At 39.4% G+C, this 26,424-nt stretch carries 31 protein-coding genes and 1 tRNA gene; 15 read left to right on the plus strand and 17 right to left on the minus strand.

All coding sequences use genetic code 11. The annotated features are described in order from the left end of the window. The first annotated feature begins 47 nt into the window (after window positions 1-47). The 3 genes from ACOKFD_RS16195 to ACOKFD_RS16205 all read left to right on the plus strand — a co-directional run bounded on the left by ACOKFD_RS16195 (window position 48) and on the right by ACOKFD_RS16205 (window position 1,976). The gene (locus ACOKFD_RS16195) at window positions 48-557 is read left to right on the plus strand and encodes an SRPBCC family protein (protein ID WP_422858873.1); all 510 of its coding nucleotides are present in this window, start codon (window positions 48-50) and stop codon (window positions 555-557) included. Between the two features lie 67 nt (window positions 558-624). After that, window positions 625-1,353: an alpha/beta hydrolase gene (locus ACOKFD_RS16200; protein WP_422858874.1), complete on the plus strand. Its 729-nt coding sequence runs from the start codon at window positions 625-627 to the stop codon at window positions 1,351-1,353. Window positions 1,354-1,364: 11 nt separating this feature from the next. Then, window positions 1,365-1,976, plus strand: coding sequence for a DinB family protein (locus ACOKFD_RS16205; protein WP_422858875.1), 612 nt, complete (start codon window positions 1,365-1,367; stop codon window positions 1,974-1,976). Here ACOKFD_RS16205 and ACOKFD_RS16210 read toward each other — a convergent pair. The 4 genes from ACOKFD_RS16210 to ACOKFD_RS16225 all read right to left on the minus strand — a co-directional run bounded on the left by ACOKFD_RS16210 (window position 1,971) and on the right by ACOKFD_RS16225 (window position 5,682). After that, entirely contained in the window at window positions 1,971-2,816 is an 846-nt protein-coding gene (locus tag ACOKFD_RS16210) for a helix-turn-helix domain-containing protein (protein ID WP_422858876.1), read from the minus strand. The genes ACOKFD_RS16205 and ACOKFD_RS16210 overlap by 6 nt on opposite strands. A 12-nt stretch (window positions 2,817-2,828) precedes the next feature. After that, window positions 2,829-3,998, minus strand: a complete 1,170-nt coding sequence (locus ACOKFD_RS16215) for an SRPBCC family protein (RefSeq protein ID WP_422858877.1) — start codon at window positions 3,996-3,998, stop codon at window positions 2,829-2,831. Window positions 3,999-4,016: 18 nt separating this feature from the next. Then, on the minus strand, window positions 4,017-4,550 hold the full coding sequence (locus ACOKFD_RS16220; protein WP_422858878.1) for an SRPBCC family protein: 534 nt from the start codon (window positions 4,548-4,550) through the stop codon (window positions 4,017-4,019). Window positions 4,551-4,641: 91 nt separating this feature from the next. Then, entirely contained in the window at window positions 4,642-5,682 is a 1,041-nt protein-coding gene (locus ACOKFD_RS16225) for a DUF2652 domain-containing protein (RefSeq protein WP_422858879.1), read from the minus strand. Between the two features lie 136 nt (window positions 5,683-5,818). Between ACOKFD_RS16225 and ACOKFD_RS16230 the strand changes: the two genes are divergently transcribed. The 8 genes from ACOKFD_RS16230 (at window position 5,819) to ACOKFD_RS16265 (ending at window position 13,911) form a co-directional block, all read left to right on the plus strand. Then, window positions 5,819-6,412, plus strand: a complete 594-nt coding sequence (locus tag ACOKFD_RS16230) for a TetR/AcrR family transcriptional regulator (RefSeq protein WP_422858880.1) — start codon at window positions 5,819-5,821, stop codon at window positions 6,410-6,412. A gap of 186 nt (window positions 6,413-6,598) precedes the next feature. Then, window positions 6,599-8,845 carry an efflux RND transporter permease subunit gene (locus tag ACOKFD_RS16235; RefSeq protein WP_422858881.1) on the plus strand — a complete coding sequence of 749 codons (2,247 nt, stop codon included), beginning with the start codon at window positions 6,599-6,601 and terminating at the stop codon, window positions 8,843-8,845. A gap of 10 nt (window positions 8,846-8,855) precedes the next feature. Next, entirely contained in the window at window positions 8,856-9,629 is a 774-nt protein-coding gene (locus tag ACOKFD_RS16240; RefSeq protein WP_422858882.1) for an outer membrane lipoprotein-sorting protein, read from the plus strand. A gap of 177 nt (window positions 9,630-9,806) precedes the next feature. Continuing rightward, window positions 9,807-11,006, plus strand: a complete 1,200-nt coding sequence (locus ACOKFD_RS16245; RefSeq protein WP_422858883.1) for a hypothetical protein — start codon at window positions 9,807-9,809, stop codon at window positions 11,004-11,006. A 19-nt stretch (window positions 11,007-11,025) separates the two neighbouring features. After that, window positions 11,026-11,913 (plus strand): hypothetical protein, encoded by an 888-nt coding sequence (locus ACOKFD_RS16250; RefSeq protein ID WP_422858884.1) that lies wholly within the window; start codon window positions 11,026-11,028, stop codon window positions 11,911-11,913. 361 nt (window positions 11,914-12,274) lie between these two features. Further along, window positions 12,275-12,359: transfer RNA gene (locus tag ACOKFD_RS16255), tRNA-Leu, on the plus strand. Between the two features lie 206 nt (window positions 12,360-12,565). Beyond that, the gene (locus tag ACOKFD_RS16260; RefSeq protein WP_422858885.1) at window positions 12,566-13,174 is read left to right on the plus strand and encodes a hypothetical protein; all 609 of its coding nucleotides are present in this window, start codon (window positions 12,566-12,568) and stop codon (window positions 13,172-13,174) included. Continuing rightward, entirely contained in the window at window positions 13,171-13,911 is a 741-nt protein-coding gene (locus ACOKFD_RS16265; RefSeq protein ID WP_422858886.1) for a hypothetical protein, read from the plus strand. The genes ACOKFD_RS16260 and ACOKFD_RS16265 overlap by 4 nt, the downstream gene beginning before the upstream one ends. Before the next feature lie 48 nt (window positions 13,912-13,959). Here the strand turns inward: ACOKFD_RS16265 and ACOKFD_RS16270 are convergent, their stop codons facing one another. After that, window positions 13,960-15,639 (minus strand): hypothetical protein, encoded by a 1,680-nt coding sequence (locus ACOKFD_RS16270; RefSeq protein WP_422858887.1) that lies wholly within the window; start codon window positions 15,637-15,639, stop codon window positions 13,960-13,962. 415 nt (window positions 15,640-16,054) lie between these two features. Beyond that, entirely contained in the window at window positions 16,055-16,645 is a 591-nt protein-coding gene (locus tag ACOKFD_RS16275; protein WP_422858888.1) for a hypothetical protein, read from the minus strand. Between the two features lie 193 nt (window positions 16,646-16,838). On the opposite strand from ACOKFD_RS16275, the gene ACOKFD_RS16280 reads away from it, so the two are divergent. After that, on the plus strand, window positions 16,839-17,240 hold the full coding sequence (locus ACOKFD_RS16280; protein ID WP_422858889.1) for a hypothetical protein: 402 nt from the start codon (window positions 16,839-16,841) through the stop codon (window positions 17,238-17,240). 43 nt (window positions 17,241-17,283) lie between these two features. On the opposite strand, the gene ACOKFD_RS16285 is transcribed toward ACOKFD_RS16280, so the two are convergent. From ACOKFD_RS16285 to ACOKFD_RS16335, 11 genes are all read right to left on the minus strand, one after another. Then, on the minus strand, window positions 17,284-17,568 hold the full coding sequence (locus tag ACOKFD_RS16285) for a hypothetical protein (protein WP_422858890.1): 285 nt from the start codon (window positions 17,566-17,568) through the stop codon (window positions 17,284-17,286). A 466-nt stretch (window positions 17,569-18,034) separates the two neighbouring features. After that, complete coding sequence (locus tag ACOKFD_RS16290; RefSeq protein ID WP_422858891.1) at window positions 18,035-18,391, minus strand: hypothetical protein; 357 nt, start codon at window positions 18,389-18,391, stop codon at window positions 18,035-18,037. A gap of 62 nt (window positions 18,392-18,453) precedes the next feature. Further along, on the minus strand, window positions 18,454-19,128 hold the full coding sequence (locus ACOKFD_RS16295; RefSeq protein WP_422858892.1) for a helix-turn-helix domain-containing protein: 675 nt from the start codon (window positions 19,126-19,128) through the stop codon (window positions 18,454-18,456). Window position 19,129: 1 nt separating this feature from the next. Then, on the minus strand, window positions 19,130-20,020 hold the full coding sequence (locus ACOKFD_RS16300; protein ID WP_422858893.1) for a hypothetical protein: 891 nt from the start codon (window positions 20,018-20,020) through the stop codon (window positions 19,130-19,132). A 155-nt stretch (window positions 20,021-20,175) separates the two neighbouring features. After that, window positions 20,176-20,559 carry a hypothetical protein gene (locus tag ACOKFD_RS16305; protein ID WP_422858894.1) on the minus strand — a complete coding sequence of 128 codons (384 nt, stop codon included), beginning with the start codon at window positions 20,557-20,559 and terminating at the stop codon, window positions 20,176-20,178. 4 nt (window positions 20,560-20,563) lie between these two features. Beyond that, entirely contained in the window at window positions 20,564-20,836 is a 273-nt protein-coding gene (locus ACOKFD_RS16310) for a helix-turn-helix domain-containing protein (RefSeq protein ID WP_422858895.1), read from the minus strand. Between the two features lie 297 nt (window positions 20,837-21,133). Then, the gene (locus ACOKFD_RS16315; protein ID WP_422858896.1) at window positions 21,134-21,643 is read right to left on the minus strand and encodes a hypothetical protein; all 510 of its coding nucleotides are present in this window, start codon (window positions 21,641-21,643) and stop codon (window positions 21,134-21,136) included. Between the two features lie 66 nt (window positions 21,644-21,709). After that, window positions 21,710-21,991, minus strand: a complete 282-nt coding sequence (locus tag ACOKFD_RS16320; RefSeq protein ID WP_422858897.1) for a hypothetical protein — start codon at window positions 21,989-21,991, stop codon at window positions 21,710-21,712. 5 nt (window positions 21,992-21,996) lie between these two features. Further along, window positions 21,997-22,215 (minus strand): hypothetical protein, encoded by a 219-nt coding sequence (locus tag ACOKFD_RS16325; protein WP_422858898.1) that lies wholly within the window; start codon window positions 22,213-22,215, stop codon window positions 21,997-21,999. Between the two features lie 4 nt (window positions 22,216-22,219). Next, window positions 22,220-22,351: a hypothetical protein gene (locus ACOKFD_RS16330; protein ID WP_422858899.1), complete on the minus strand. Its 132-nt coding sequence runs from the start codon at window positions 22,349-22,351 to the stop codon at window positions 22,220-22,222. 11 nt (window positions 22,352-22,362) lie between these two features. Beyond that, entirely contained in the window at window positions 22,363-23,682 is a 1,320-nt protein-coding gene (locus ACOKFD_RS16335; RefSeq protein ID WP_422858900.1) for a phage integrase SAM-like domain-containing protein, read from the minus strand. A gap of 404 nt (window positions 23,683-24,086) precedes the next feature. Here ACOKFD_RS16335 and ACOKFD_RS16340 point away from each other — a divergent pair, with 404 nt between their 5' ends. The 3 genes from ACOKFD_RS16340 to ACOKFD_RS16350 are packed head-to-tail and all read left to right on the plus strand — an operon-like array spanning window position 24,087 to window position 26,364. After that, complete coding sequence (locus ACOKFD_RS16340) at window positions 24,087-24,404, plus strand: DUF3325 family protein (RefSeq protein WP_422858901.1); 318 nt, start codon at window positions 24,087-24,089, stop codon at window positions 24,402-24,404. Window position 24,405: 1 nt separating this feature from the next. Then, entirely contained in the window at window positions 24,406-24,687 is a 282-nt protein-coding gene (locus tag ACOKFD_RS16345; RefSeq protein WP_422858902.1) for a hypothetical protein, read from the plus strand. 9 nt (window positions 24,688-24,696) lie between these two features. Continuing rightward, complete coding sequence (locus ACOKFD_RS16350) at window positions 24,697-26,364, plus strand: PepSY-associated TM helix domain-containing protein (protein ID WP_422858903.1); 1,668 nt, start codon at window positions 24,697-24,699, stop codon at window positions 26,362-26,364. Window positions 26,365-26,424: the final 60 nt, after the last annotated feature.

Below are 26,424 nucleotides of genomic sequence, written 5' to 3' on the forward strand. Positions count from 1 at the left end.
CTGTCTTTTTGATGAATCTAAAGGGTATAATCATTAATAACATAAAAATGAGAACTTTAAAAAATGTAATTGTAATCGCGCTTGTAGTATTTGGCTTTAGCCAAACCAACGCACAAAACCCTGATGCAAATATCATACTTACCAAAGTGGTAGAAGCTTCGGCTGATGATGTTTGGGATGAACTACGAAAATTGGACAACATCGATGAAATTTCAAGCTTTGTTGCCAAAGTGGACTTTACAGGTCCGAAGGGAGCAGGTGGCACAAGAGTCTGCACCGCACCTGATGGACAGGGTAAGTTCAAGGAAAACATCCTTGCCTTTGACGATGCGAACAGAAGCTACACCTACGCGGTGGTAGAGGGTGTTCCCGCAGCCGGAATGGTCAATAACTTTAAGGTCGTGGACCTTGGCTATAAAAAGTCTATGATTGTCTGGACATCTGCCTACGATAAGTTTATGGATAACCCACAGATGACAGAAGAGCAATTCAACGGCTTCTTGAACCAGGCCAGCACGGAAATGATGGCCAACGTTGCCAAGGCGGCTTCCAAGTAATTCGCTTAGGATTTTGAATAGTTGAAGAGGTCGCCATCATAGCGGCCTCTTTTAAATTAGGGTCATTATGAAAAAGAACTTTTTCCTCGTCTTTGCTTTCATCGGTCTTGCTGGGTACGCGCAGAAGTACACTGATACAGATACGATTTCCGTAAAAAGCAACATCCTAGATGAAGACATTACAGTTATAACCTACAATGCCAATATCTCGATAAATAACACACCGTTCATTTACATTACCGACGGCCAAAAGATGATAGAAAACGGTACTCTGAGTACAATTAAATCGCTTGGGCAAGCTGGCAAAACTAAAGAAGCGATGTACATCTTCATCAGCACCATTGATCAAAAGACACAAGAAGACCGGCGCGACACCTATTTCTTTTGTAATGAAGATTACGTTCGGTTTTTTGAGGAGGAGTTAGTACCAAGAGTGGAAGGCTCAATGAACCGAAAAATTGTTCCGGCGCAACGCAGTTTGGTAGGCATCTCTTTTGGCGGATTGAACGCCGCCTATTTTTCGGGAAAGACGGATTTGTTTGGAAACTATGCCCTGCTATCTCCCATTACCTATCCCTGCCAGGATTTTATGAAGGGAATCGCCTTTTCAGAAAACAAGGATTTACGCATACTCCTCACCTCAGGCACAAACGATGCCGAAAATTATATGGCACCTCTACTAAATATGTATAAAGGAAAGGGATACGAAGTAGAAAGTTTTACAACCGAAGGCGCGCACGATTTCGGGAACTGGAACGGGCAGCTGGAACGGGTACTCACTTTTTTGTTGAACTAAAAAACACCGTTATGAACCTATCGCGCTATTTTATTGCCCTTGCCGGGTGCTTGTTTTTTCAAGCCTGTGTTTCCCAAGAGAACAAATCCAAAATCGAAAACCATAAGCTGCACAAAAAAATCCCAAAATCGGAATACAGTCCGCAAGTCACACTGTATTCATCTAAGGCCGTAAATGGAAAGACGGCTCTTGAAGTCCTTGAAAATTCCAGGGACATAATGATACGATTTATCGATTCCATCCCAAACGAGAAAATCCCCTACAAATATGGTGGCAACAAGTGGACGGTGGCCCAGGTATTGCAGCACATCATCTACTACGAAGAGATTATGTACGAAAAAATGCTCATCGCGCTCGGAAGACCACCTGCACAACTGAACTACCAATATTATACCCAAGCGGGCACCGCTGCTGCAGGGTCGGGAAAAAGTAAGGACGTTCTTCTGGCAGAGTTCATTGATGTAAGGGACAGGATGATTGAGCTGATATCGAGTTTGGATGGAGAAGAACTAAAAACAATGGGCACGATGGACGGTTTCAAACTTTCCATCAGGGTCTTTACCCTTTGCGCCTCTGGGCACCAGCAGCATCATTTTGACGTGATTCGTAATAGGTATTTATGACTTTGATGGTATGGATTCTCTATACCGCGTAGGAGGAACATCGAAATGTTTTTTGAACAACTTGGAAAAATAGCCGGGGTCGTTGAAGCCACAATCATAGGCAATCTCTGATACTGGGGCATTGGAATTGTGGAGCAGTTTATTGGCTTTTTGCAATCGTTTTCCTACTACATATTTGGAAAAAGTGGTGTTGAATTCTGCCTTGAATTTCCTTTTAAAGGTGGACGGGCTCATATTGGCGATGGCCGCCATTTCGCTTAAAGAAACATCCTCGAACAAATTGGCGTTGACAATTTTTCGTAAGCTAAGTTCTTCCCGATAGAAAAGCGATGAGAGTAGTTCAAGGATAGGGTTTGCATTTTGGCTGTTGATGAGCAACAAGGTAAGTTCCTTGATTTTTAAAGTAACCAACTCTTCCGTTGCCAAATTTTTGTTCTCAAAATAAAAAAAGAGGCTTTCCAGATATTTCTCAAGCAATACGTCCAAATCCACGACAGCGTTCATTCTAGATGATTCAGTAGGTAGGTCGAGTTGTGATAATGTGGAAGCGTCTATTACCGAGGTCATCACTTCTGGGTGCAATCGCAGGATGACCACTTCGGCAACAATATCTTCTTGGATATTGTGCCACTTGTTGACATACGTGCCACATTTCATTAGCACACCCTGCTTTTCCGCTACGCTGGTCTTGCCATCGGCGCGATACAGATGGCCTTTGGTGTGGATAGGAAAGATAAAGCAGGCGGTGTTGTCCAAATCGGCTGCGGCCACCAATGGCGGTGAAAAGGTAAAATGGCTGATGACCGCTTTCCCGTTGAGTTCAAGATGTTGTTGTGTCAAAATCACGACTTCTTACTTATATAAGTGCTTTATTTCTTCCCATTTTTCTTCAGTGACTATCGCTCCAGTTTCGGCATGGTAATCAATGCCATAAGCGTATTTTTGAAATCCCTTGCGCATACTTCCTTTCGCCAGTCCTTTGAAAAGTCTTGGCTTTGTAAGATAATTAAATCGAATTTTAAGCAACGATTTGTTATCTGAAATTCGGGTCACGTCCATATTTACCCAAGTATATTCAATGTTGAGCATCCCAAAACCCTCTTCATTGGCAATCTCGATGGTGATGTGCCTATTTTCAGGGTCAAACTTTGCAATTTCGTCCACAAAATATTTGTCATCACGCTTTTCGGTCATATACATAATGCGTTTGGCACCAACCTCCGCCGTGTCGAATCCGTCGGCCCATTCAGAATATGGGCAATCTGGATTACTGTCCGAGATTTTCTCAAAATCCTCTCCGATAATTTTCCAAACCTTATCCGCCGAAGCATCAATCTCTTGTTCTACCTCGACCGACACCACTTTCTTGCGAAGCTTTGCATCTTTTTTGGCAACTTTTGCGTTCGACTCAATTTTGTCCGGATGCAGTTCTCCCGTTTCTACATAATATTTCAATTCCCTTGCCATACTTTCCAATGTCTTTCTGGTGGCACCTTTCATCATTCCTTTCATCATAAAGCCCATTACTCCAGTAGCACGCATTGTGGTCTTTCCCTTGATGAGCGTACCTCCCGGCGTTTCTTCCAGCGTCCAGACATTGATAGCATCCTTAACGAATCCCGGTAGGCCATCGGCCAGTTGGTATGTAATCAAATAATCATCTCCATCATATTCCAGAATTTCTTCCTTCGTATCATCGAAACCGGCAGCGGTTATCTCACAGGCGCGAACGCTGTATTCCGACCCTCCGATGGGCGCACCAAATCCTTGGGAATGCGATACGCCAGACGACCATTTTCCGATGGCAGCCCAATCTTCGGCAAGTACGGCCCAAACTTCGTCAATAGGGGCATTGATTATCGTTTCCGCGGTGGCGACAACATTGGGTTCTTTTTCGTTATTATCCGCCACTTCGAACGTAATTAGTAAGGGTTTCGCGAAACCTGTGCCGAGCGAAGCCGAGGTGGCGGAACTACATACCATTAACAATAGTATGAAGCTATAATTCATTACATATTTCATATCTCCACATTTTAGGGGTTAAGATTTCTTCTTTTTTCGATTGTATCTGGCCATTGCCTTTTTCTTGTCAGGATGCGGTTCACCGGTCTCCGCGTAGTGTTTGAGTTCGCGGCACATCGCATCCAGCACCTTTTGGGTGCTTTGGGCCATAAAACCTTTCATCATCCAACCCATTAGTCCGGTGGCTCTCATCTCGGTAGCGGCAATGACTTGGGTAATGTCTTCTTTAGGGATAAGGTGCCAGCTGTTATAAGCGTCCTTCACGAAGCCGGGCAGCCCGTGGAAAAGTGCATATTTAAGGATGTAATTCTCGCTATCGAAATCAACGATGCGTTCTTTGGTATCGCTAAACCCGGTAGCGGCTATTTTGCAGGCACGCCCTGAACAGTGGCCTCCTTCTAGGGAAGGATTTGAACCCTCGCTGGCATTTACTCCAGAAGCCCACTTATGGATACCACCAAAATCTTCGGCAAGAATATTCCATATAGTATTGGCAGGGGCAGCTATGTCTACCTCGGAAGCAGCGTTAACGTTGGGTGTCGATGTACTCATTTATTGAAATTTGAGTACAAAGCTACCGTGATGAAGTGTGTTGGAGTTGGATTAAGGGATCAATCGATTGGACAATTAGACCATAGATAGGCTAGGAAGTGGTAAGATTTTGCTGCTGTAAATACCGCTCAAGGTTGTCCATTGCAGAAGCAATTCCCTTGATAAACTGCCTCTTACCGATAAAAGCCATCAACAATTTTTGAAAAAGGTTCTTGGTTACCCAATACTGCTCCACTCTTAGATGGCAGGTGGTTTCATCAATGGGTTCGATAATATAAAACTGGTATAGCTTTTCCACAGGGGGTGGGTCCGTGGTTAGTTCCCCGTATACAAGTTGGTGCACGGGAACATCCTTGACTACCGTGGTAAAGTTGAGATGTTTTCCATTAATGACACAGACGTGTTCCGTGCCCGCCCTTGTGACTTCGTTTTCATTGAAGACGAACTCGTCGACACCGTCTACCCATAGATGCCGATAGCGATAATTCGTGATTAGCTCAAAAAGTTCGTAGGTATCAATACTAAATTGACGTTCCATAGAAAAATTCGGGGGCCTATTGGTCAACACGGTTTCCGGTGGCTCGAAGCCGTACAATTTTAGTTTTGAAGCATCTATTTCCGCATACAGAAATGAAACTTGTACACCATCATAGGTTTCTTGGCTTTCGCGAAAGCGAAACAACATACTTTCGTATTGTAGAGAGAGTCCAATTTCATCGGCCAAGTCATTGCTCAACAGCACATAGTTATCATTGTCAATCGAATTTTTAAGTAGGCGGTGCGCCTGTATTACCGCTTCACCGAAGGGCTTCCGGTTGCCCTGTACCGTGATGAATTGCAGCTCTGCGCAATGCAGTACGATTTTTAACTGTAGGTCGGGAGCTGCCGCACAGGCTCTACAAGGGCAGATGCGATTGGTCTCCATCATCTTCAGGTGGCTGTAGAAGGCGGCGTACATTGATTCTACCTGGGCGAGCAGCTTTTCCTGGGAGGGAATCTCCCCTTCCTTATAAAAAAAGAGGGCATCGCCCTCGACTTCGGCCAAGCGCATATTCTGCGTATTGGCCGCAATCAGTACTTCCAAAAGTTCGGCAATGACGTGCTCGCTGTGCTGTACCTCGGTGGTCTGCACAAAATGGGTAAAGCCGGAAATATCTGGCAGGAAGAGTAATGATTTTGCCATTCAACATCATAATTTTAACAAAAATACAAATTTACTAGACGACTGGTCAATTTTTTATTTTATATTTGTTTCGAAATTTCACAATATGTCCAAAACAGAGAAGCACGAAGCTAAAGCCGACCACCTTATTGAAAAGGGGATGATACTCCTTTGGAGCAAGGGCTATAATGCAACAAGTGTCAAGGATATTGTAGATGCGGCCCAAGTACCCAAAGGGTCGTTCTATTTTTATTTTGATAGTAAAGAAGACTTCGCGGTCAAGGCCATCGATATGTATTTCAACCAAATGTTTCCGCCTGCGTTGGAGCAATTGACAAATACATCGGTAGGTCCCAAACAACGCATCATCAATTTATACGAATATCGTGCGCATATTATCAAAGAAGAATTTGACTGTAAGATGGGTTGTATGGGCTGTAATCTGGCCAATGAGATGGGCGAGCACAGCGAAGCTATACGAAAAGCCATAGAACAAAAGACAGATATGGTAAAAGCCCATATCGCCGAAGTGGTGGAAGAAGGACAGGAATACGGAGAGATAGATGACGGTGTCAAGGCGATTGATTTTGTGAATTTTTTGGAAGATGCCGGTCGCGGTGCAATGGTGAGTATGAAGGAGTTGAACAGCTGTTATCCCATTGATAATTTTGTGATGATGGTGAAACGAATATTGAACTAAATTTTTTTACCTATATAATAGACGACTGGTCAACTATTTTTAACCTAAACCAATATTTATATGAATGCAATTAAAAAAGCTGGAAATACTTTCGCTACAAAATGGGCGAAGTTTGTAATCCGCTACAAATGGTTAGTACTTGTAGCGTGTATTTTTTTGGCGGTGGGTCTTGGTTCGCAGGGCAAAATGCAATTTGACGGTGATTATCACGTCTTCTTTTCAGAAAGCAATCCCGAACTTGAAGCCTTTGATGCGCTACAGGACAAATACACCAAGGATGACAATATTGTCATTGTGCTTGCGCCTAAGAACAAAAACGTTTTTACTAAGGATAACCTCGTTGCTATTGAGGAATTGACCGCCGAGGCTTGGAATACACCTTTCTCTTCGCGTGTCGATGCCGTAACCAACTTTCAGCACACCCGTGCCGAAGGCGATGACCTGTACGTGGATGACCTATCCTATGAATCGGCAAATAAGAGTGATGCCGAAATTAAAGAAATTCGGGAAATCGCCTTAAAAGAGCCGTTGCTCATCCATCGTCTCATCAACGAAGACGGAAGCGTTACGGCCATCAACGTAACTGTTAGATTACCAGGAGAGGACAGTGCCGTTGAAATCCCTAAAGTAACACAGGCAGCCCGTGAGATGATTGCTAACTTCAAAGAAAGGCATCCCGAATTTGATGTCTATACCACTGGTCTTGTACCGCTCAACACTGCGTTTTTTGAACATTCTGAATCTGATTTTGCTCGGGTCGGTTTAATGATACTCATCGTGATGGTGCTGACCTTGGTGCTTACACGCAACATCTTTGCGATGTTCTCTACATTGCTCGTATTTATGTTTTCGTTTATGAGTGCCTTTGGCTTTATAGGATTATTGGGTATAAAATTGACACCGCCATCCGCAGTTTTCCCTACGATGATATTAACACTTGCGGTAGCAGATAGTATCCATATTCTTATTACCTATCTGCAAAAAGTACGTAAAGAAGGGTATGAGAAAAAAGATGCACTCGTGGAGAGTATGCGCCTCAATTTTATGCCAGTTTTCATTACCAGTATCACAACCGTGATTGGTTTCTTGACCTTCAATTTTGGAGACGTTCCGCCATTCTGGGACTTGGGCAATATTGTGGCTTTCGGGATGACAATGGCATTCCTCTATTCCACAACCTTGTTGCCCGCACTAATGGCCATTTTCCCACTTTGGAAAAAGAAACGTATCGAGAAGAAAGAAGAAAAATTGGGATGGTACACCAATCTTGGGTTATGGGTGGTTGGTAAGCCCAAAAGAATTACCGCAATTTCCTTAGTGATTATTGCCGGACTGGCATATCTCGGCTCTCTGAACGTTTTTAATGATGAGTTTGTAGAGTACTTTGACACCTCGGTACAGTTTAGAAAGGATAGTGACTTCATCAACGAAAACCTCACCGGATTTTATAACGTCGAATTCTCTGTAGGCTCAGGCGAAAGCGGTGGTATCAACAATCCACAATATTTGCAAAAACTGAATGCATTTGAAAATTGGCTCGAAGACCAACCCGAAGTAGTACACGTCAATGCCTTTAGTGAAGTCGCCAGAAGAGTTAACCGCTCGATGCACGGTGATGACCAGGCCTATTATAAAGTACCGAATAATCGTGAGGAAGCTGCCCAATATCTTTTGCTTTACGAGCTTTCACTTCCATTCGGCCTTGATTTAAACAATCAAATCAATGTGGATAAATCAGAAACTCGGGTAACCGCGACGCTTGCAAATAACAGTAGCGTAGAAATGATTGCTTTTGCAGAACGAGCCGAAAAGTGGTTGCAGGACAACACACCCGAAGCTATGCATTCTATTGGTGTAAGTCCCACCTTGATGTTTTCAAAACTGGGCTTCCGTCAGGCCGATAGTATGTTCAACGGAAATATCATCGCGCTCATCCTCATTTCATTGGTCTTAATGCTGGCATTGCGCAATTTCAAATTAGGGTTGCTGAGTATTATTCCAAATGTAGCACCAGTACTGGTAGGCTTTGGGTTATGGTGGCTCTATAAAGGGACTATTAATACGGGAATGGTGATTGTTTTCGGAATGACCTTGGGTATCATAGTGGACGATACCGTACACTTTATGAGCAAGTTCCTCAGGGCAAGACGGGAGTTAAGCTACAGTTCCCGCGCCGCCGTGGTCTATGCTTTCGAGACCGTGGGTCGTGCGTTGGTCACTACAACCATAGTACTTGTTGCCGGTTTTACAGTACTGTCCTCATCGCCTTTCGCCCTTAACAGTTATATGGCCAGGATTACGGTCATCATTATTACCGCAGCATTGATAATCGATTTCTTGCTCTTACCCGCACTTCTAATTCTGGTGAGTAAGGATGAAAAAGAAAATGTTTCAGTCAAGGAACTCAAACCACAGTTTAACTCAAATAATTAAAATACGTACAATGAAACAAATAGTAATAAGTATAGCATTAGTTTTCACTTTCGTGAAAACGTATTCACAAAGTGCCGAAGCCAAAGGTTTGGAAGTCGCTAAAGCAGCCGAACAGGCAGATTTAGGCTTCGGAAGCTCAACTGTACAGTTGAAGATGACCCTAAAAAACAAAAACGGTCAGACCTCGGAACGTTACCTCGAAACCAAGACTTTGGAATTGACCGAAGATGGCGATAAATCGCTCATCGTGTTCAACAGTCCCAAGGATGTTAAGGGAACGGCTACACTGACCTTTACCCATAAAGTGGGCAGTGATGACCAATGGTTGTACCTACCATCAATTGCAAGGGTAAAGCGCATATCGTCAAACAACAAGTCAGGACCGTTTGTGGGAAGTGAATTTGCCTATGAGGATTTGTCCTCACAGGAAGTTGAAAAATATGAATACAAATTTCTAAAGGAGAATGGAGCGATGTTAGATGTCGAGCAAGACCCGGTGGACCCGAAATCCGGCTACACTCGGCGTATCGCTACCTATAATAAGGACAAGGGATATCGCTTGGAAAAAATAGAATTCTACGACCGGAAGAACGCCTTGCTAAAGACATTGACCTATTCGGATTACAAGCTTTACAAAGATAAATTCTGGCGAGCCGGAACACTTACTATGGTTAATCACCAGAGCAATAAGGAGACCACCTTGGAATTCAGCGATTACAATTTTGATGTAGGGCTACAAGATGAGGATTTTTCGCAAGTGGCACTTAAACGTGCAGGAAGTTAAACGTAACTGATTGGTAGTTGGTTGGTTGCTACTGGGCGTTGAAGGAAATTCACTTTCCCGTCAATATTGGAACGCCCAGTGGTTTTTACTGAAGTCCAAAGGCCATAGCTGTTGAGTGAAACAAGATGGAGTTGTATCCCCCTTCAATACTATGGCTCTTTGGCACTAAAACATTTTATGAAGAATAGTATCATATATCTTATTGTAATCCTACTGCCGCTGATGGGATTTGCCCAAGAACCGGACAAAAAAGTCTCCCACGATGTGGAGCTAAAGGTCGAGGGCGAATACCGCTATTTCTATGACGATGCCCAATTCGATGGACAGGAAGACCATTATCCTTCCATCGCCTTTCGTCCAGAGTATTCGGCAGATTGGAACAAGGGCTATGAAAGCATAAATTTTAAGGGATTCTTTCGATGGGATAGGGACGACGAGCGTACCCATTGGGACATACGCCAGCTCTACTACCAAAAAGCCAAAAACAATTGGGAGCTGAGCGTTGGTCTTAAAAAAATCTTTTGGGGCGTAATCGAAAGCAACCATTTGGTCGATATCATCAACCAGACCGATGCCGTCGAAACCTTTGATGGAGAGGAAAAACTGGGGCAACCTATGGTGCAGTTCAGCTTGATTACCAATAAAGTGGGCACCTTCAATTTTTTCTACCTGCCGTATCACCGCGAACGCACGTTTGCAGGTGCAGAAGGTCGCTTACGTTTTGGCAGCGTGATAGACCAAGACGATTTGGGGTATGAGAGCGGTGCGGAAGAATGGCGGCAGGATTTCGCCGTACGATGGAAATATTACATCGGAGCTTTTGATATTGGCTTGTCCCATTTCTACGGAAATGGCCGTGAACCTTTGTTCATTTTTACGCCTACGGGAGATATTGATGCTTTTTATCCGGTCATTCATCAAACAGGCCTCGATTTACAGGTAACACACAATGCCTTTCTCTGGAAACTGGAATCTATCTATCGCCACGCCGATGCACAGAATTTTTTCGCACTTGCAGCTGGACTCGAATACACCTTTAGCAACATTGACGGCAACGGATTGGACATCGGTATTCTTGGGGAATATCTCTACGATGAACGGGACGAACTGGCATTGACCACGCTGCAGAACGATGTGTTCTTCGGAATCCGAATCGCCTTCAATGATATACAGGACACATCAATTCTTTTTGGTGGCATCAAGGATTTGGAGCAGAGCAGTACAATTTTCAGCTTGGAAGCATCCAGAAGGTTTGGAAGCAATTGGACTGCTGAAGTTGAGGCACGTATTTTTTCGAATATCGATGACACAGAACTGATACTGTCCAATTTCCAACAGGACAGCTTTCTTAGGATAGCCATTTCAAGATTTTTTTAAAACCTAAAACAGAACCACTATGAAAAACTACATTTTATTATCGCTATTGGCCCTGGCTTTGTTTAGCCAGTCCTGCAAATCGGTCGATTTACGTACTGATTATTTGCAGAATAATACCACAGCTAATCTTGAAGAACAAGGACGCAACTTACTGCGCAATGCAAAAACAGCAATGGGATATGATAAACTTGCGACAACAGAAGTTTACGAAGCCAATGCGCTTTTTAATTGGAAAGGGATTTGGCTATTAATGCCTATGAACGCTTTCCCTGGAAACAACAACAACGACTTGAAACTTCGCTTTGCGACCAACAGCTTTGACGGACAGGTGGAATATCTTGAAGGGCGAAAGGAAGGAACGATTATGGGCCTACAATCTTGGGAAGGCTATGAGCGAGAAAATGGTAGCGATTATTTGAGACGGCACGAACACGATAGATATCTGTGGGGATTGGCCACTTATCATTATTTATTAGAAGCACCTTTACATCTTCCAGAAGCCGAAATCGTAAAATATGCAGGAACAAAAGAACTCGATGGCATTCAATACGAAACGGTTTATGTAACCTGGGGCAGGGAAGAACCCAACAAGCAATATGACAGGATGCTGGTGTATATCAATCCTTCTAACAACTTCATTGACCTATTAGAAGTTACTATCAATGATTTTTTCCTGCCGATGCCCAAGGGAATGCAGCATGCTACGGCCAGATATGAAAGAAAAGAAACTTCGGTAGGGACTTACTTGCCCAGTAAGGTCACCATCCAATTGAAAAGCCCAAAGAAGAAAGAGAATAAGGTGTACAGTTTTGAACTTACAGAATACAGATTCGACTCCTTTCCCAAAGAACGACTGTATCCCATTGAAGGGTTGGAATATTATGGATTTTCAAAGCCAACCAAATAATAAGAATCTATAACACAAATAGATTTTAATTACAGTATATTTCCTAAAATTCCCAGTGCCAAGAAACGGCCATTTTTTGAGACGAGCTGAATAAAATGCAATTTCTGTTACTCAAGTGTCCCATTCATGGTCTTTTTTAGTGGTTTCGGTAATTAACCTTTTCTGGTAATCTTTTGAAACCATTGATTACCATTGCAGGTACAACATAGGTCCAACAATAGTTGAAAAAGCACCAAATTCATTCAAAACATATCATTTGTTTAAAATCTATACTACTGATTTTTAGATTTTTATAAAAACACGCTAGATTTCTTCTAGACTTAGGATTTAAACAAGAAAAGTTCATTAAAATTTTGAAATTGCGGCTGTGATGGAATTGGTAGACATGCTTGACTTAGGATCAAGTGCCGCGAGGCGTGGGGGTTCGACTCCCTTCAGCCGCACCATTAAGCAAGCCTTAACTTTTGATTATCAATAGTTAAGGTTTTTTTATTGTTTTAAACTGTCAACTAGTTGGCAACTATTTCCTGATAATTTCGAAAAAGGAAATAAAGAGGTCTCTTGACTCAAGTTGAGCAATTAAAAATTTGCAAGCGGTCTTCTGAGTTTAAACTTTTAGTACTTTAGATTAAAACGGTATAATAAAGTTTAAATGCTAACGAAAGAGATTTTGAATTCTTTATTGGTTCAGTTTGGTGTTTCTGCTTTGGTCTTTGGAATAGGTGTATTCATTTTGAAAAAGGTAGTCACTAATCTCATTAAGCTCAAAGTAGACGAAACATTTGAGAGAAAGAAACTGTTATTGGAAGTCAATAAGGAAAGACAACTAAACAAATTCAAAAAAACGGACGAAATTTATCCGAAAGTCCTAGAGACCACGTATCGATTAAGAAACCAGGTTAGGAGAGTAGTTGAACAAGTAGTGGCAGAAAAAATTGAGAATTATGATTCAAAGTACACCGAAACCTCCTTTTGGGGAGTCGATATGACCACAATGACGCAACAGGTAATAAACCTTGAAGAGCATTTATATGTCTACAAGGCGTTCCTTGATAAATCAACGTTTTACAAACTTCATGATTTTAAAAACCTTGTCTATCAAGTTGAAGATCAGGTTAACGAGTTGAAACTTTTAGTAAACTCAAATGCTACTGATTTATTGACAATAAACCCAAAAATAGAAGAGTTAAATAAAGCCTTTAAAAAAGCAAATAACTTTTTTCTAGCAATTGACAATCAAATCATCAATCGAGTGTCTTGACATATCCCAGAGAGTTTAAAAATAAAGTTTTGGAATTTGATGAGCTTATAAAAGCCACATTGGTCCCTATTACCATAAAATTTAGAGATGGAATTAAAATTCTAAAGGCACAAGAAGAAAGTCCTTATCCCAATTTTGACAATTGGCATTATGAACTATATTTCCAATTGCATTATTTGGAAAGGTCCTATTATGATTGGGATAAACATGAATTCATTGACCGGGGTTATTTTAAGAATAGATTTTTCCATAAAGCCAAACCTTCAGTCGATTACTATGAGCACCTACTTGGTGAGGGACTTGATCCGGAATATGAGGGAGGTATGTACGACAGTGACCCTGAAATAATTACTGTAGCATTTGAAGTATTCATAGAAGAATTTTTGCCGGAAATCAATGACGCAGTTGAAACCACACTTGCGGACATAGATAAAATTATATCTTTCAACAGATCCTTCCCCAATAAAATCCATAGAGTAAAAGATGCTAAGATTAAGAATAAAAAAGAGGAAAAGGTCAGGTATGCTTTGAGAAGGGTTCCAAGAGGTGAAGAAGTTTGGAAGACAATTGAGCGTACATATGTAATTGTCAAAACTGAACCAGAGGCCTTGACTATTTTAGTTTGGTTGAACAAAGTGAAAAAAGTAAATAATTTCCGCATTGAGAAAGAAGTTTACTCACTCATCGATGGGTGGATTATCGACCAGGATTATTTATTGAACAAAGCGAAAACATGATGATATTTTCTTGGTCTAAGCCTTATCTACATATTTGAAAAAACTTGATTAATCAATAAGAAGTTGTTTAGTATCAATATTTGAGGACTTTGCCCCCACATTACAACATTGTTGCACACCCGATTCTCTAGTAGTGATTGGAGGATTGATTTCCGTAACCCTTGTACCACCAGCAAGGCCATTACCAAAAGTAATGTTCCAACTATAAGTGCCATATTCCACCTCTACAGTTACGCGCCCTCCCGGAGGAATCAATTCAGTTACCTGTCCATTTACGATAAAAGATGTAGACCAACCATTTGGATTACAGGTTCCAGAACCACAATTACTAAAAGAGGTATTTGTGTTATTAATAAATGTAACAAGAGCAAACTTTGAAAACAAGAACCCGCCAAGATCGTATTCAAATCTAAAGACACTATCATTAAAAATGACAACAGGATTTATCTGTGTAGGTTCAAAATACGCAGACCCATTGTCAAGAGTAATGCTTAACATATTATTTTGACCATTTATCGCGGACGATATACCGTTTCCGGTATTTGAAACTGTAAAAGACTCAATTGGCAAATCTACATCTACTAAAGACCTCTCGGTAGGGAGAAAGACAGGGTCGAATGTACGATTCTCGCTTAAACCAGGTTCGGAACCAAATAAAGAAGTAAACGCATCCATTTGAGAGTTAATTTGAAAATGAACAAATTTCGCTCTACCAATAGAGATTGCGGCAGACGAAACTAAATCACTGGGGTGATTCACATCATCCTGTACAAGTCTTCTTCCCCTTGTCCTTATATTGAAGGTTTTTGGCCTTCCCGAAATAAAGAATACATTGTCTTTTTTGTTTTGCTTTCCTTTATTGGCATTTCCTTCATCTAAGAAAGATTCTATTGGTATGAAAATAGCATCAATTAATTCTTCTTCAATCTTCAGCAATTCGATTAAATTATAAACCAAACTAACTGCCAAACCTGCAGCAAGTGCCTTTGAAACGGTAACATCCGGAATAATCAGGGAAACTCCTAGCGCTCCTATCAATGTTGCCATTACTCCTTGCTTAGATAGAAGCCTTCCAGAAAGTCTTCTAACTAATTCGTAATTATTGGTTTTCAAAGAAATCGTTGACTCACCCAAATCAAGACCAATGTCATTTACAGAAATGTAATTTGCTAGTTCTTGAAGTTCCTGAGGACTTAGATTTTGCACCTCCTGTTCAAAGAATGCAAGCAATGTCTCCGCATATTCATTTCGTATGTACTCTTCACTTTCAGTATCGAGGTTTGAATCGATACTAAAAGATTGGAAAGTATCGATAAAACTAGATACTTGAATTTCAGGGTCAGGGATGTCTTGGAATTCAGTTAATGATATTGTTCTAGAATCACTATACAGTGAGTTGTTGCTAGTTATCTCTAAAACATAACTACCTGAATTCAGGTTGGGTACAAAGAAAGAGTAGTTACCTGCAGGGTTTCTATTAATTATGACTTCTTGCCCATCAAAAAACCCTCCAATTTCTAATCCGTCTAGTGAAACATTGGTATCAATGTCAAAATTGATTACTTCGTAAGGTGAATAGGAATTCTTTTGGAGTACTACATTAAAACTGACAGTATTGTTAGTATCCCCGTCATTAAGAGTTTCGCCGGTATTGATGCTATCTACTTTATCTTCACTGGAACAAGAAAACAACAACAGGGAAAAAAGAAAAGCGAATTTTTTTCTCATGGTCTGGTTATTTTTTGGTTAATATATTAATGTGGGGGAAGGTTTAAAAAGGTAAGAAAAAAATTACAAATTGTAACACTATTTTTAATTCAATTTCACAAACTATAAAATTTAATGGTAATTAGACTGAAGAATATTCCTGATTTTGATTTCAAAATCAATAATTATTTTTCTAACCATCTCCTTTTTATCGGTTTGAAAAACATAATTTCAAACTAAAAAACCTCCCTTTTACAGGAGGCTTTAGTCATATCTTTTCATCTTAAAAAAGATGTTCAGTTCAATTTGGCTAGAGTGTAGGTTCTCTTTTTATCGCCTAGAATCTTCCATAGTGGTATAAGTTTTATTATTCAAACGTAAGATAATTTATGTTATTATCAAAATCAATGTAACAGTCGCATTATTCGTTCAAATGTTATACTTCTCTGGTATCCAAACTCTTGCCAAAGATGAATTCATGGCCCTTTTTAACACAACTTTTTGACTCAAAACGCTTGTAAGCTATGGAGGTCATGTTACTCAGTCCATGCTTTGCTATAACTGTCAGTTCATAGTCAAGATTGGCCGTATTTATGTCGGTCATGATGTCATGTTTCGTACCAACTATGATAGCATGTTCTGCAAATCCTTTAGCCCTTCTGTACCTGGGAATGTAAGGTAGATAGTCCTCTCGCATTTCAATTGGAAGGATATTATGGTTCACTTTATTCGAATTTACGATGAACGGCACTCTAAGGTTTAAACTGAACCTCACGTCATAGGCATTGTAAAGGGACCTGTTGACCACTTTGAACTCGTACCAAACTGTATTTTTTTTAACTGGTTTACCATTTTCATCCTTTTCTTCTTTCTCTTCTTCATAAATACACACCCACTCGGATATTTTCAATTTTGGCTTAAGTGCAATGAACAAGATGTACAAAAAGACTGCAGAGGCCAATAGTCCACAGATGATTTTTATAACCATTGATCCGTAATCAATTTGACTGAATAGGGTAAAATCCATTGATTGGTAGTTTTTTCGGTTGGTTATTTGCTAGCATTTTAACGATATAATAATAGTGAGTTAATCGATAAAGTATTGAAAAACATAGGAGTAATAGACGAAAGGTGAAAAAATATCGACGTACGAACATTGTACGAATGGTACTATAAGGAATGTAAAGATTAGATTTATGAGATGATTAAAACCAAACCAAATGGGAAAACACTTTATGACATTAATAACCATTTTATGTACAATCAAATCATTTGGCCAAGACGGAAATGATTGCGCCAACAATTTCAGCATTCATTTTTATAATAGGCCACAGGCAGAATACGCCAAGGATAGGAACATATCGCCAAATGATAATGAGATAAACATAATTGTTGAAGATACGGGATACTATGTGTACGGAACGGAATTTAGTGAACCTGAAGATGTAATATCAAAATTATTGGAAGTGCATAGCACAAAGAACAACGTTGTCGATTATTACCATTCCATAGGAATCCAAAGGGATGCTCCTATGTACGCGTTAACACAACTTTTATGCGAACTGTATGAGTATAATTCTCAACTTGAGGCAAACGACATAGTCAGATTGTACACATTTTAAATAAAACCGAAAAGAAAATATTATGGCCCCAAAAAGTCCATGATTATTCAATTTCAAAAAATTCTTTTATGTTGGTAATCCGATAGGCGTGGTACTTGCCCATCCTCACCTCAACGTCAAAACCTAGTTGCACCAATAGGTTTAAGTATCTCTGGACACTCTTTTCATGGATCTCAAGGTGGTTTTTTATCTCCCTGATGGTTTTGAACCCAGAGAGGAACTTGATGAGTTTGAGCACCCTTTCCACACGTCTGGTGTTCTTTATCGGCTTTCCATTGAACTCCCTTTTCCTGATGTTGAGGTGTTTTGGTCTTGCGTAAGATTCCATTGCTTTTTTATGGGTAGGTAAAGGTGTTCATTCTGTTACTCTGAGGTTTTTGATTTCAGGTTCAGGAGGTTTTCTTACTATACCTTAAAAACGCTCTTCCATTTTGAAATAGAAGAATGGAAAAAGTCCAACCAATAGTTTGCATGAACCAATCTTCATACAGCCCATGTTTCACAAACGGTGCGCCAGGCTCCAGTAACAAAAAGGCTGACTTTTTAATTAATGGCAATAAATCTGGGATAAGGAAAACCCCTATTACAATCCCTACAAGAATTTGTAAAACCCCAAATGTTCTATCAAAAATTTTACACTTATCAGGCATTAGTTTTAAAAAATCCTTTATCAATCGTTCGAAAAAACTTCTTCGGTGCCTGTCCCAGATTATCTATAGTTACCTTGTAATTACTTTCTCGCATACTAAGTTTTACTGAGTTTTTCTAATTCCAAATGTCAAGTTTTGACAAGTTCATTTTCTATTTTCTAACCTCCGTTTTCTCGAATTCAGTTCAAATAGTTTATCCTCGTTTTTTCTTTTAAATTGATAAAAGGTATAGATATAGACACCCAAAAAAATCAAAATACAGAACAACACTCCTTCTAAATAACCTATACTTTCAATAAGAGGTCTTCCCCCAAACTTTCCTCGGAAGTATGGCAATACCAAACATATCAATATTATGGTAGGGACGACCCAGTATAAACTCTTCTGGAAGTTCTGTATTTCACTCTCAGCCTTTTTGATTTCCGTTTCTATTTCTTTCAAGGAATTCAGTTCACGAATACGTCTTTTCTCGTGTTCTTCTGACCAATTCTCGTTTAGCACAAAATCACTTTTTGATTACTTTGGTTATTGTTCCATTCAGGAATATCGGGAATTATTCACTTCTATTTTCCTTTTTCCTTTTTAGTAATGAATGTGCTAGAAATAATGTTCTCTATTTCCCCAATAACCTCATCCGGCAACTGTTCAAATTCCTCTTTTGTGAGTTTAAGGTTGTTTATCTGGATGTAGTTGTTTACCTGTTTTACTCCATTGGTTCCATTGACCATTTCTATGAAGGTCTTCAACGCTGCATGGTTTCTTTCCTCAACGCCTATCTTGTATAGTTGTTCCAAAGCCATTGTTGCCATAACCTCAAACTTTCCCTTAATCAGTTTATCGGCCGGAGCATAGTCATCAAGTTTCAGATGCCTGTAAATGGTGGTGCGGCTTAAGCCAGTTTTCTTTTTAATCGCTGTTACCTGAGGGAAGCATCCATTGTTTCTAACATAATTGTGAATACAGGCGCTTATCATCTGTTGGTTTACCTCATAAGTTAGATTTCTAATATTATCCGCTTTCTCTTGAGTCTGGTGAGTCTTGTTGAAATTTTCAACTAATATATCATGATAAACTGATTCGTCCATATCATCTTCCATATAGGCCTTGCTCATTTGGTCATGGATATAGTCCATTAAATCTTTTGATGGGCCGTTGTTCTTCAAATACTCATCATACGTCTCCCTATCGACTATTTGCTCCAATTCTGTAACCTTTTGTAACCCTTTTTCTTCTTCCATATCACGCTTTTAATTGTTCTTTGGTCATTCTAATCACATTCAATTCCGTACCCTGAGGAGCCTTTACCATTGGAAGGAATTCATCAATCTTATCGTAGTAGTGTTTGGGTCTTGACGTATGGCTCCTTATAAATGCCTTTATAGCCGTTAAATCACCGTTATAACGTTCGTTGAGGTCTTTAGCCATTGTATAGTGTTTGTACTCCGTAAGGCTCTTAAATCTGCTCAAATCGGTCTTGTTTATCTGAGTTGGCTGGTTCTTCAAAATGTTGTTCATGGCTATGTAGTTTATGTTGTTCTGTTTTAAGATATATTCCAAATTCCTGGTATTGAACCTAGTCTTGACTGTCCTCCAATCATCGAACTTGGTCTCTATCCTCGTTACTCCACGAAATTCCCCGAAATCAATTCCAAGTCCCTTGTAATCCTCTGAAAACCTCATCATATGGACAAGTTTCCCATAAACCGTTGTTGTCATCTTATCACCTTTGGTCAAATACTCATAGGATACCGAGTTCTCCCTTCTTACCCTTTGGTATCTAGACCAATGTCCAACCAACATTAGTTCGTCCATCAATCTATCCGGCCGTACATCCACATCGTCCTTCACATGTATTTTGCTCACTTTGGAATACTTCACAAAATCAGGGCTTATTTTCATTCCACATTTGATGTTCAGGTTGTCCAAAAGTTGGTCAAGTGTGTCCAGACCTATCCCTTTTTTATAGTCCCTGTCCAATATCCTTGCGTTCACTTCCAATCTCAAAATGTGGTTCTTTGTAAAGAGTTTTTTCAGTCCCTTTGGCTTGCATTGGTTCTTTATCTTCAGTTCTCCTTCATCCACAAAATTCCCCTTCTTGTAATCCAGAATGAACTCCGTTGGAATCGTCATTGATATGTTATCTGAACAAAGGATGAAAGTGATAATTATTTGTCATTATTTACCCTATACTATACTAGGGGTAGAAAATGGTATTTTTACCATGTTATCGTTGCCGATACATTTGAACAAAATTGAGGGGTGTTATGCGCACCCCTTTCTTCTTTTCAATAGTTCTCCTTGAACACTTTTAGAAACTCCGTCAAACGTCTTGTATAGAAGTTTTGGAAGAAGTACAACCTTAACTTTTTCTGACCGTTCATGAACCTTACAATTACAAGATTTCTTTTGCTTCTGGTATCACCATAGAATATCTCTGGGTCATGTGTTGGGAATAGTCCTGTAATCTGTGAGGACCATTTGTTCCCCTGCCAAATCTTAAGGGAATAATCATAGTTTGCCCTCGAAAATCCTCGATTTATCCCAATGTTCAATCTATTTGAGAAAAGTTGAGGGCCATCTGTCAAATTGAAGTGCTTAACCTCTTTGTACAATCTGTTTGTGTCCAGGTCATATTCCATGATCTCTGGTACTGGTACTACCGCTGCCATAGGTTTACAGTTCAATCAATGAGGATTCGACCTCGCTGCGCTTGAAGTAGACCTTGCCACCGAGTCCATAAGGTTGGAGTTTACCTTTTTTTGTCCAGTTGTGGATAGTGCTAAGGTCTACTTTAAGAAGGTCTGCCGTTTCTCGCCTTGTCAGGTATTCCGTAGGCGTTTTGGGTTCAAAGTTCTTTTTGAGTTCCTCCAATTGGGTCTTTACGTCATTGGAGATTGCATCTTGTAGTTGTTGAGGTGAGATGCCCACCATTTGAATTTGTTGCATTTTTCTTACTTAAAATAATTTAACCGATGGCTTATTACTACCGCAAGAAAAATTTGATTTACCTTTGAATTCCTACATTGCAAAGGGCTTTAGATTTTACTACGGTAAGTCTTTAGCCTTTTTTTATTGGTATAAAATTAAAAGAATGGAATCCTACAGAATTACCTTTACTAAAATTCATTTTTTTGATATAACAATCTAATAATCAGGTATATGAAATAATTGAATAATAATAGTAATTGTATTGTGTTTGGATTAAATCATTGATTTTCAAAATTTTATGATTAAAAAGTCCATTCAGGCCATTTTAGACAAATACTGTTCTATTGTACTTAACTTCTTTTCAGTTTTAAATACAAAGTGAATAGCGTAAGAAAGTTCCTTGTCCGTGGTTTTGAGATATTTTTTTAATTTTTTGAAGTCCGCTATAAAATCTAAGAAATCTTCATCCTTTTTTAACTTAATAGGTTTATGATTTTCAAAACCATATCTATAGTTTAAATCATAATCATGGACTTCGTTGATTTTTGTAACAAATTTTTCAAATCCCTTTATGGATTTAATTCTATGAGCGTATTCTCTTTCAAAAGATTTCATCATATATCTAGCCCACCATCTTATATTTTGGTCTTCAAATTCCTTAAATAGTCTTGTTGACCAATTTCCGTTAGAGGTTTTAAATGATTTCTGCATAACCGAGAATATTTCTCTCAACTCTATTGGTTTGCACTTTCTAAAAGGAATTCTGCTTCTGTAATTGAAGTGCTTATCGATTAATATATTTAGTTCATTTAGATTAGAATTCATTTGAACAAACTTTATGTGTCACTTTCCTAAAATAAGAAAGGCTGCGGTTAGGCAGCCTATCATTTGTCAATTTAAAAATATCTTTCTTTCCAGAACTTCTTTAAAATTCAACTCTACCGAATCTTTGAGAACCTTCTCCAGTTTGCTGAGATAAATGTTTCTTTCAAGCGCATCAAAAAATTGTTGCCTTAGTCCCTCATTAACTCTTTTGGTTTCAATGTGTCTTTTGTGTATCAAATAGAGTGTCTCTATGTAGAAGTCACTGACTTCACCATTAACGTATTGGCGCCATTCCTTTGGGCAATTTTCAAATATGAATTTTTTTATTTCCTTGGATAGTGGGGCCATCTAAATCAATTTAAGTTTATTCTTTTATTTACTCCATGAACATTCAATTCCATAGACTTGACAAGAACTTCTTCTGCCTTTTGTCTTCTCACATAATCCTCCAATGCTTTCCAAAATTCTTTTTCCAGTTCTTTGCCTACCCTTTCCTGCTCTGTTACTCGTTTATCAAGTTCTTCCCAAGCATCTGCAGACCAATTAGGCATGGTTTTATAATTTAATCCCATATTTCTATAATTTATATCCTATCGCTGTAAGTTTCTTTCTTATTTCCAATTTAATGGCCCGAAGTTCATTTTCCTTCCTTTCATAGATTTCTGTAACGTCCTTTTCCAAAATGCGGGTTGAAGCGTTTTGATTCATTTCTCTTCTATTTAGTTAGACTTTGATTTTACTATTTCCAGTTGGGGTTCTTTTTTGTTCTTTGCCTTCTCTAGTTCTATGAACCTCATCCATTCATCACGGTAATCCGTACCCTTTTTACCGATATAAGTGAGGAAACTGCGTTCTGAACTGTGTCCGGTTACCTGCATTATTATAGGTGTTGGCATCTTTCCATACATGTTGGAGCAATATGAACGTCTACAGACATGGCTTGCCAATAGTTCATATTTGGGATATGTTCCCAGTTCCTTGCGGTTTGTTTCCTTGTTGTTCTTTATTCCTTTGGTCATTTCCGTAACCCCTGCAATCCTGGCTATCGTTTTGATATGTTCGTTGAACTTTACCAGTGAGATTTTCCTGGGCCATCCGCTATGAATCACCTCTTCCACCTCTGGAAGTATCGGGACGGTTACAACTTTGTCGGTTTTCTGCTGTTTGAGTTCGATATATCTGAATCCGTCCTTTTCCTTTAGGTTTTCTTCCGTCAAGTTCAAAAGGTCGTTTCCCCTTTGGCCTATCCAGCATCCCAAAAGCAACCACTTACGGGCATTTTGCTGTCCTTCGTGCAAAAGGTTGGCCCTTTTTATCAAATCAAGTTCTTCAGGTTTAAGGAAGATGATATGGTCGTTCTTTATCTGGCGGGAATTTATCTTCTTGAGTTGCGATGAGGTCCGTATCCCATTGAGTTGGGCATCATAGCATACCGTCTTTAGGTTTCCCATCATCCTTTGTGCGTACCCCTTGGAGTACTTTTTCTTTTTGAGCATAAAGGAAAGGAACTTCTTTCCCATAGGGACGTTGACCTCCTTGACCTTGATAGGTGAGTGGCCCTCAAACTCGGACCATATCCTTTTAAGAGCGATATAGTCGTTCCTTCTGCTCTTGGAAAGCCCAATCCCTCCCTTTTGGTTCTCACGGACATCCGCATTGTCCAATACGCCCTGAATGGCATCGGTCACGCTTTCGCTGTCGCCCGAATCCGATGTCCTTTCAAAACACACCCCGATCTTGTTCTTGAGCCAATCGTTGTTGACCTTGTTCCCTTCCGCCTGGGCCTCATTGTAAGAATCCAAGATGTACCTTTCCAGTTTGATGAGGTCGTTCTTTATCTTTTTGGTCTTGGCATCTATGGTGTTCTTGAAATGGCCGTTGTTCACCTCCTTGCCATTTTTTCTAGTAAATGACCAAAACTCTTTTCTGGTGTAAAAACCTGTGGAAGCCTTTAAGGTGGTCCCCCGTCCAGCGGAGAGGGAAATCCTAATGGATGCGTTTTCGGGTCTTCCGGAAAGTGAATATTTGACGGTTGCCATTTTAGATGCATTTGAACACGCACAAGTTAATCAATATTCTTCTATTGTCAACGATTTGTCAACCGTTTTTATATTCCTTTCTACTTTATTCAATCAATTTAAATTCTTTTAAAGTATTGAATGCAATGAATAAAGCAGAATACTTGATGGTTGCAATGAGAAAATGTAGGGGTGGGAATATAATCAATATTGAGGGGTTTATGCTCCCTTCATCCGCACAAAAGCTCTCAAACATGAGAGCTTTTTCTTTTTTACAGCTCATCTACAAAACTTATAAGTGATTTCTCTTTTTTTCAGGACAGTTCTTGATAACACTAGCTTAATATAAATTTATTTAGATTGAATAAAAATAATGATTAAGTTTGTTTGGTGGTTTATGTCGCACCTAACCTCTACAACAAATCATGGGAATACTATTGACTTTTTTTGGCTGTTTTTTTCTGTATTCAAAATCAAAACATTTTCCTGTCCAATTTTCTGAGATAGCGGCTAAGACACAAGGGAGAGAAAAGCAACTTAGAATCGGTGCGTATGGCTTGTTTATTTTGGCCAATACGATTTTGGTGTATCAGTTTGGGTGGGCAACTGGGCTTATCATTTTTTTTATGGTGTTGATGTTTGGATTGAGTGTCATTATCATTTTACTTCCGTTGCATAAAAAATTCGCATATCTCTTGATTGGGTTAAGTCTACTGTCAATACTAATAGAAAACATCTTGTAAAATGCCAGCTAATACTAAGTATCTATCATCTGGGGGGCAACGGTTTTTGAAAATTACTGCTGGAATTTTGGGTGGTTTTTTGGTGACTATTCTCTTTCACAACGCTATTGGTTCAATGTTGGAATCGAAAGGAGCTTTGGTCATAACCACAGGATATACCTCATTTATTCTATGGGCTGCTCTTTTGGTGATTGCCTTTATGATAAAAAATGGATGGAAAACTTGGGGTCTATATCTATTGCTAAGTCTTTTGTTTGGAGCGATAATCTACCTTAATCAATAACCGATAAACATGAAGCTGAAAGCACTTAAACCAAGATTACATAATGTGATGTTCCATACCCATACCGTTTCTGGTATTGTAATCAGTTTTGCCCTTTTCGTTTGTTTTTATGCAGGTGCGGTTGCCTTGTTCATGGACGAACTCTATCAATGGGAAAATCCGGAAGCTAGAATTGATGCTATTGAACCAGAAAAGGTTGATTATGATAAGGTATACGAAGTGGTCTCGCGTGATATTAAAAATTTTGATACCGATGCTACCTTTGGAATGGTACCTCCAAATGATAAAAACCCTCTAATTGAATTTTATGGAGGTACAAAAGATGCCGATGGAAACACCCAACGTTTCCATTCTGCAGTAAACCCTAGAACATATGAAGTTCTTTCGGATGGTACGGAAGAAAAAACCCATATGGCCCGTACCATATATGAACTGCACTATTTCCATCAAATACCAGTAGTGGGGATTTATTTGTCAGGGTTGGTCGCCTTCTTTTTTCTTTTTGCCATTTTCACGGGACTTCTTACCCATTGGAAAAACATAGTGAACAAGTTCTATGCTTTTTCTACAAAAGGAAAGTGGAAACAGATATGGACCAACGGTCATATCTCACTTGGGGTAATCACCTTACCTTTTCAATTGATATATGCAATAACCGGAGCTTTGTTGGGGCTCTCTATTCTACTGTTGGCTCCAAGTGCTTTTTTAATGTTTAATGGAGATACTTCCCAGGTTATTGAGGCAGTAAGACCTGGAGCTGGAATGAAGTACGACGAAAACGCTTTGGTAATAAATGATGGGAGTACTTTCAACAAAATTTACAAAGAAGTAAATGAAGCGTATCCCGATGCAGAAGTTACCTATTTATACACTAACAATTTCGGAAAGGAAGATGGGACCATAGGAGTGCGGGTTGATGACCATACTGGTATTGGAGGAGACGGAATATTTATTTACAGCTATAAAAATGGTCAGTTGTTGGATGCCACTGAACCTATCACAAGATCTTATGCCAAAGGTACATTGGCAGTGTTGATCAAACTGCACTATGCCACCTATGGTGGTATTTTTCTAAAAATCATCTACTTCATATTGGCCATGATTACCTGCTACATTATCATAAGTGGTGTAATGATTTGGCGCACTGCAAGGGATAAACCAACATATACAGATAAGCAACGCAGGTTCCATCATAGAGTAACCAAGATGTATTTGGCGATTTGCCTTTCTATGTTTCCTGCACTGGCTATGATTTTTATAGGCAATAAATTGGTTCCTATAGACATGTCCGGCCGGGTATTTTATGTTAATTCCATATTCTTTACAAGTTGGTTGGTGTTTACGGTAATCGGTCTTTTTTGGAATGATTATCGCCAATTAAATAGAAGCTATATCATAATGGGAAGTATTCTTGGTCTTTGTATTCCTTTGGCCAATGGTCTTGTTACCGGGGATTGGTTCTGGGTTTCGCTTTTAAATCAAAACTATTATGTCTTTAGTGTTGATGTAACTTGGATTATCATCGGTGTATTTGGTTTGCTTGTTTCCCAATATTATCTCAAAAGAAAGAAAGGAACTATGCAAATTGTAAATAAGAAAGAAAAGCAATATGCAACCATAGGCAAACCTGAAGAGCAATCTGAGCCAGTCTTACAAAGTTTTTCAAAACCTGAATAATTAATAACCAAATAGAGTACAGAAGGGTATTCCCAATATTATTATTTTTATTTATTCTAA

This window comes from Flagellimonas ulvae (assembly GCF_049333175.1).
In the GTDB taxonomy this organism is placed as follows: domain Bacteria; phylum Bacteroidota; class Bacteroidia; order Flavobacteriales; family Flavobacteriaceae; genus Flagellimonas.

Bases quoted from the DNA above. Each gene is read 5' to 3' on its own strand.
- ACOKFD_RS16330 (WP_422858899.1), bottom strand. From the start codon at position 22,351: ATGAATCAAAACGCTTCAACCCGCATTTTGGAAAAGGACGTTACAGAA.
- ACOKFD_RS16200 (WP_422858874.1), top strand. From the start codon at position 625: ATGAAAAAGAACTTTTTCCTCGTCTTTGCTTTCATCGGTCTTGCTGGG.
- ACOKFD_RS16215 (WP_422858877.1), bottom strand. From the start codon at position 3,998: ATGAAATATGTAATGAATTATAGCTTCATACTATTGTTAATGGTATGT.
- ACOKFD_RS16275 (WP_422858888.1), bottom strand. From the start codon at position 16,645: ATGGATTTTACCCTATTCAGTCAAATTGATTACGGATCAATGGTTATA.
- ACOKFD_RS16310 (WP_422858895.1), bottom strand. From the start codon at position 20,836: ATGCAACAAATTCAAATGGTGGGCATCTCACCTCAACAACTACAAGAT.
- ACOKFD_RS16270 (WP_422858887.1), bottom strand. From the start codon at position 15,639: ATGAGAAAAAAATTCGCTTTTCTTTTTTCCCTGTTGTTGTTTTCTTGT.
- ACOKFD_RS16285 (WP_422858890.1), bottom strand. From the start codon at position 17,568: ATGGAATCTTACGCAAGACCAAAACACCTCAACATCAGGAAAAGGGAG.
- ACOKFD_RS16340 (WP_422858901.1), top strand. From the start codon at position 24,087: ATGGGAATACTATTGACTTTTTTTGGCTGTTTTTTTCTGTATTCAAAA.
- ACOKFD_RS16230 (WP_422858880.1), top strand. From the start codon at position 5,819: ATGTCCAAAACAGAGAAGCACGAAGCTAAAGCCGACCACCTTATTGAA.
- ACOKFD_RS16245 (WP_422858883.1), top strand. From the start codon at position 9,807: ATGAAGAATAGTATCATATATCTTATTGTAATCCTACTGCCGCTGATG.
- ACOKFD_RS16260 (WP_422858885.1), top strand. From the start codon at position 12,566: ATGCTAACGAAAGAGATTTTGAATTCTTTATTGGTTCAGTTTGGTGTT.
- ACOKFD_RS16205 (WP_422858875.1), top strand. From the start codon at position 1,365: ATGAACCTATCGCGCTATTTTATTGCCCTTGCCGGGTGCTTGTTTTTT.
- ACOKFD_RS16305 (WP_422858894.1), bottom strand. From the start codon at position 20,559: ATGGCAGCGGTAGTACCAGTACCAGAGATCATGGAATATGACCTGGAC.
- ACOKFD_RS16235 (WP_422858881.1), top strand. From the start codon at position 6,599: ATGCAATTTGACGGTGATTATCACGTCTTCTTTTCAGAAAGCAATCCC.
- ACOKFD_RS16280 (WP_422858889.1), top strand. From the start codon at position 16,839: ATGGGAAAACACTTTATGACATTAATAACCATTTTATGTACAATCAAA.
- ACOKFD_RS16195 (WP_422858873.1), top strand. From the start codon at position 48: ATGAGAACTTTAAAAAATGTAATTGTAATCGCGCTTGTAGTATTTGGC.
- ACOKFD_RS16345 (WP_422858902.1), top strand. From the start codon at position 24,406: ATGCCAGCTAATACTAAGTATCTATCATCTGGGGGGCAACGGTTTTTG.
- ACOKFD_RS16320 (WP_422858897.1), bottom strand. From the start codon at position 21,991: ATGGCCCCACTATCCAAGGAAATAAAAAAATTCATATTTGAAAATTGC.
- ACOKFD_RS16350 (WP_422858903.1), top strand. From the start codon at position 24,697: ATGAAGCTGAAAGCACTTAAACCAAGATTACATAATGTGATGTTCCAT.
- ACOKFD_RS16315 (WP_422858896.1), bottom strand. From the start codon at position 21,643: ATGAATTCTAATCTAAATGAACTAAATATATTAATCGATAAGCACTTC.
- ACOKFD_RS16300 (WP_422858893.1), bottom strand. From the start codon at position 20,020: ATGACGATTCCAACGGAGTTCATTCTGGATTACAAGAAGGGGAATTTT.
- ACOKFD_RS16240 (WP_422858882.1), top strand. From the start codon at position 8,856: ATGAAACAAATAGTAATAAGTATAGCATTAGTTTTCACTTTCGTGAAA.
- ACOKFD_RS16335 (WP_422858900.1), bottom strand. From the start codon at position 23,682: ATGGCAACCGTCAAATATTCACTTTCCGGAAGACCCGAAAACGCATCC.
- ACOKFD_RS16295 (WP_422858892.1), bottom strand. From the start codon at position 19,128: ATGGAAGAAGAAAAAGGGTTACAAAAGGTTACAGAATTGGAGCAAATA.
- ACOKFD_RS16325 (WP_422858898.1), bottom strand. From the start codon at position 22,215: ATGGGATTAAATTATAAAACCATGCCTAATTGGTCTGCAGATGCTTGG.
- ACOKFD_RS16250 (WP_422858884.1), top strand. From the start codon at position 11,026: ATGAAAAACTACATTTTATTATCGCTATTGGCCCTGGCTTTGTTTAGC.
- ACOKFD_RS16220 (WP_422858878.1), bottom strand. From the start codon at position 4,550: ATGAGTACATCGACACCCAACGTTAACGCTGCTTCCGAGGTAGACATA.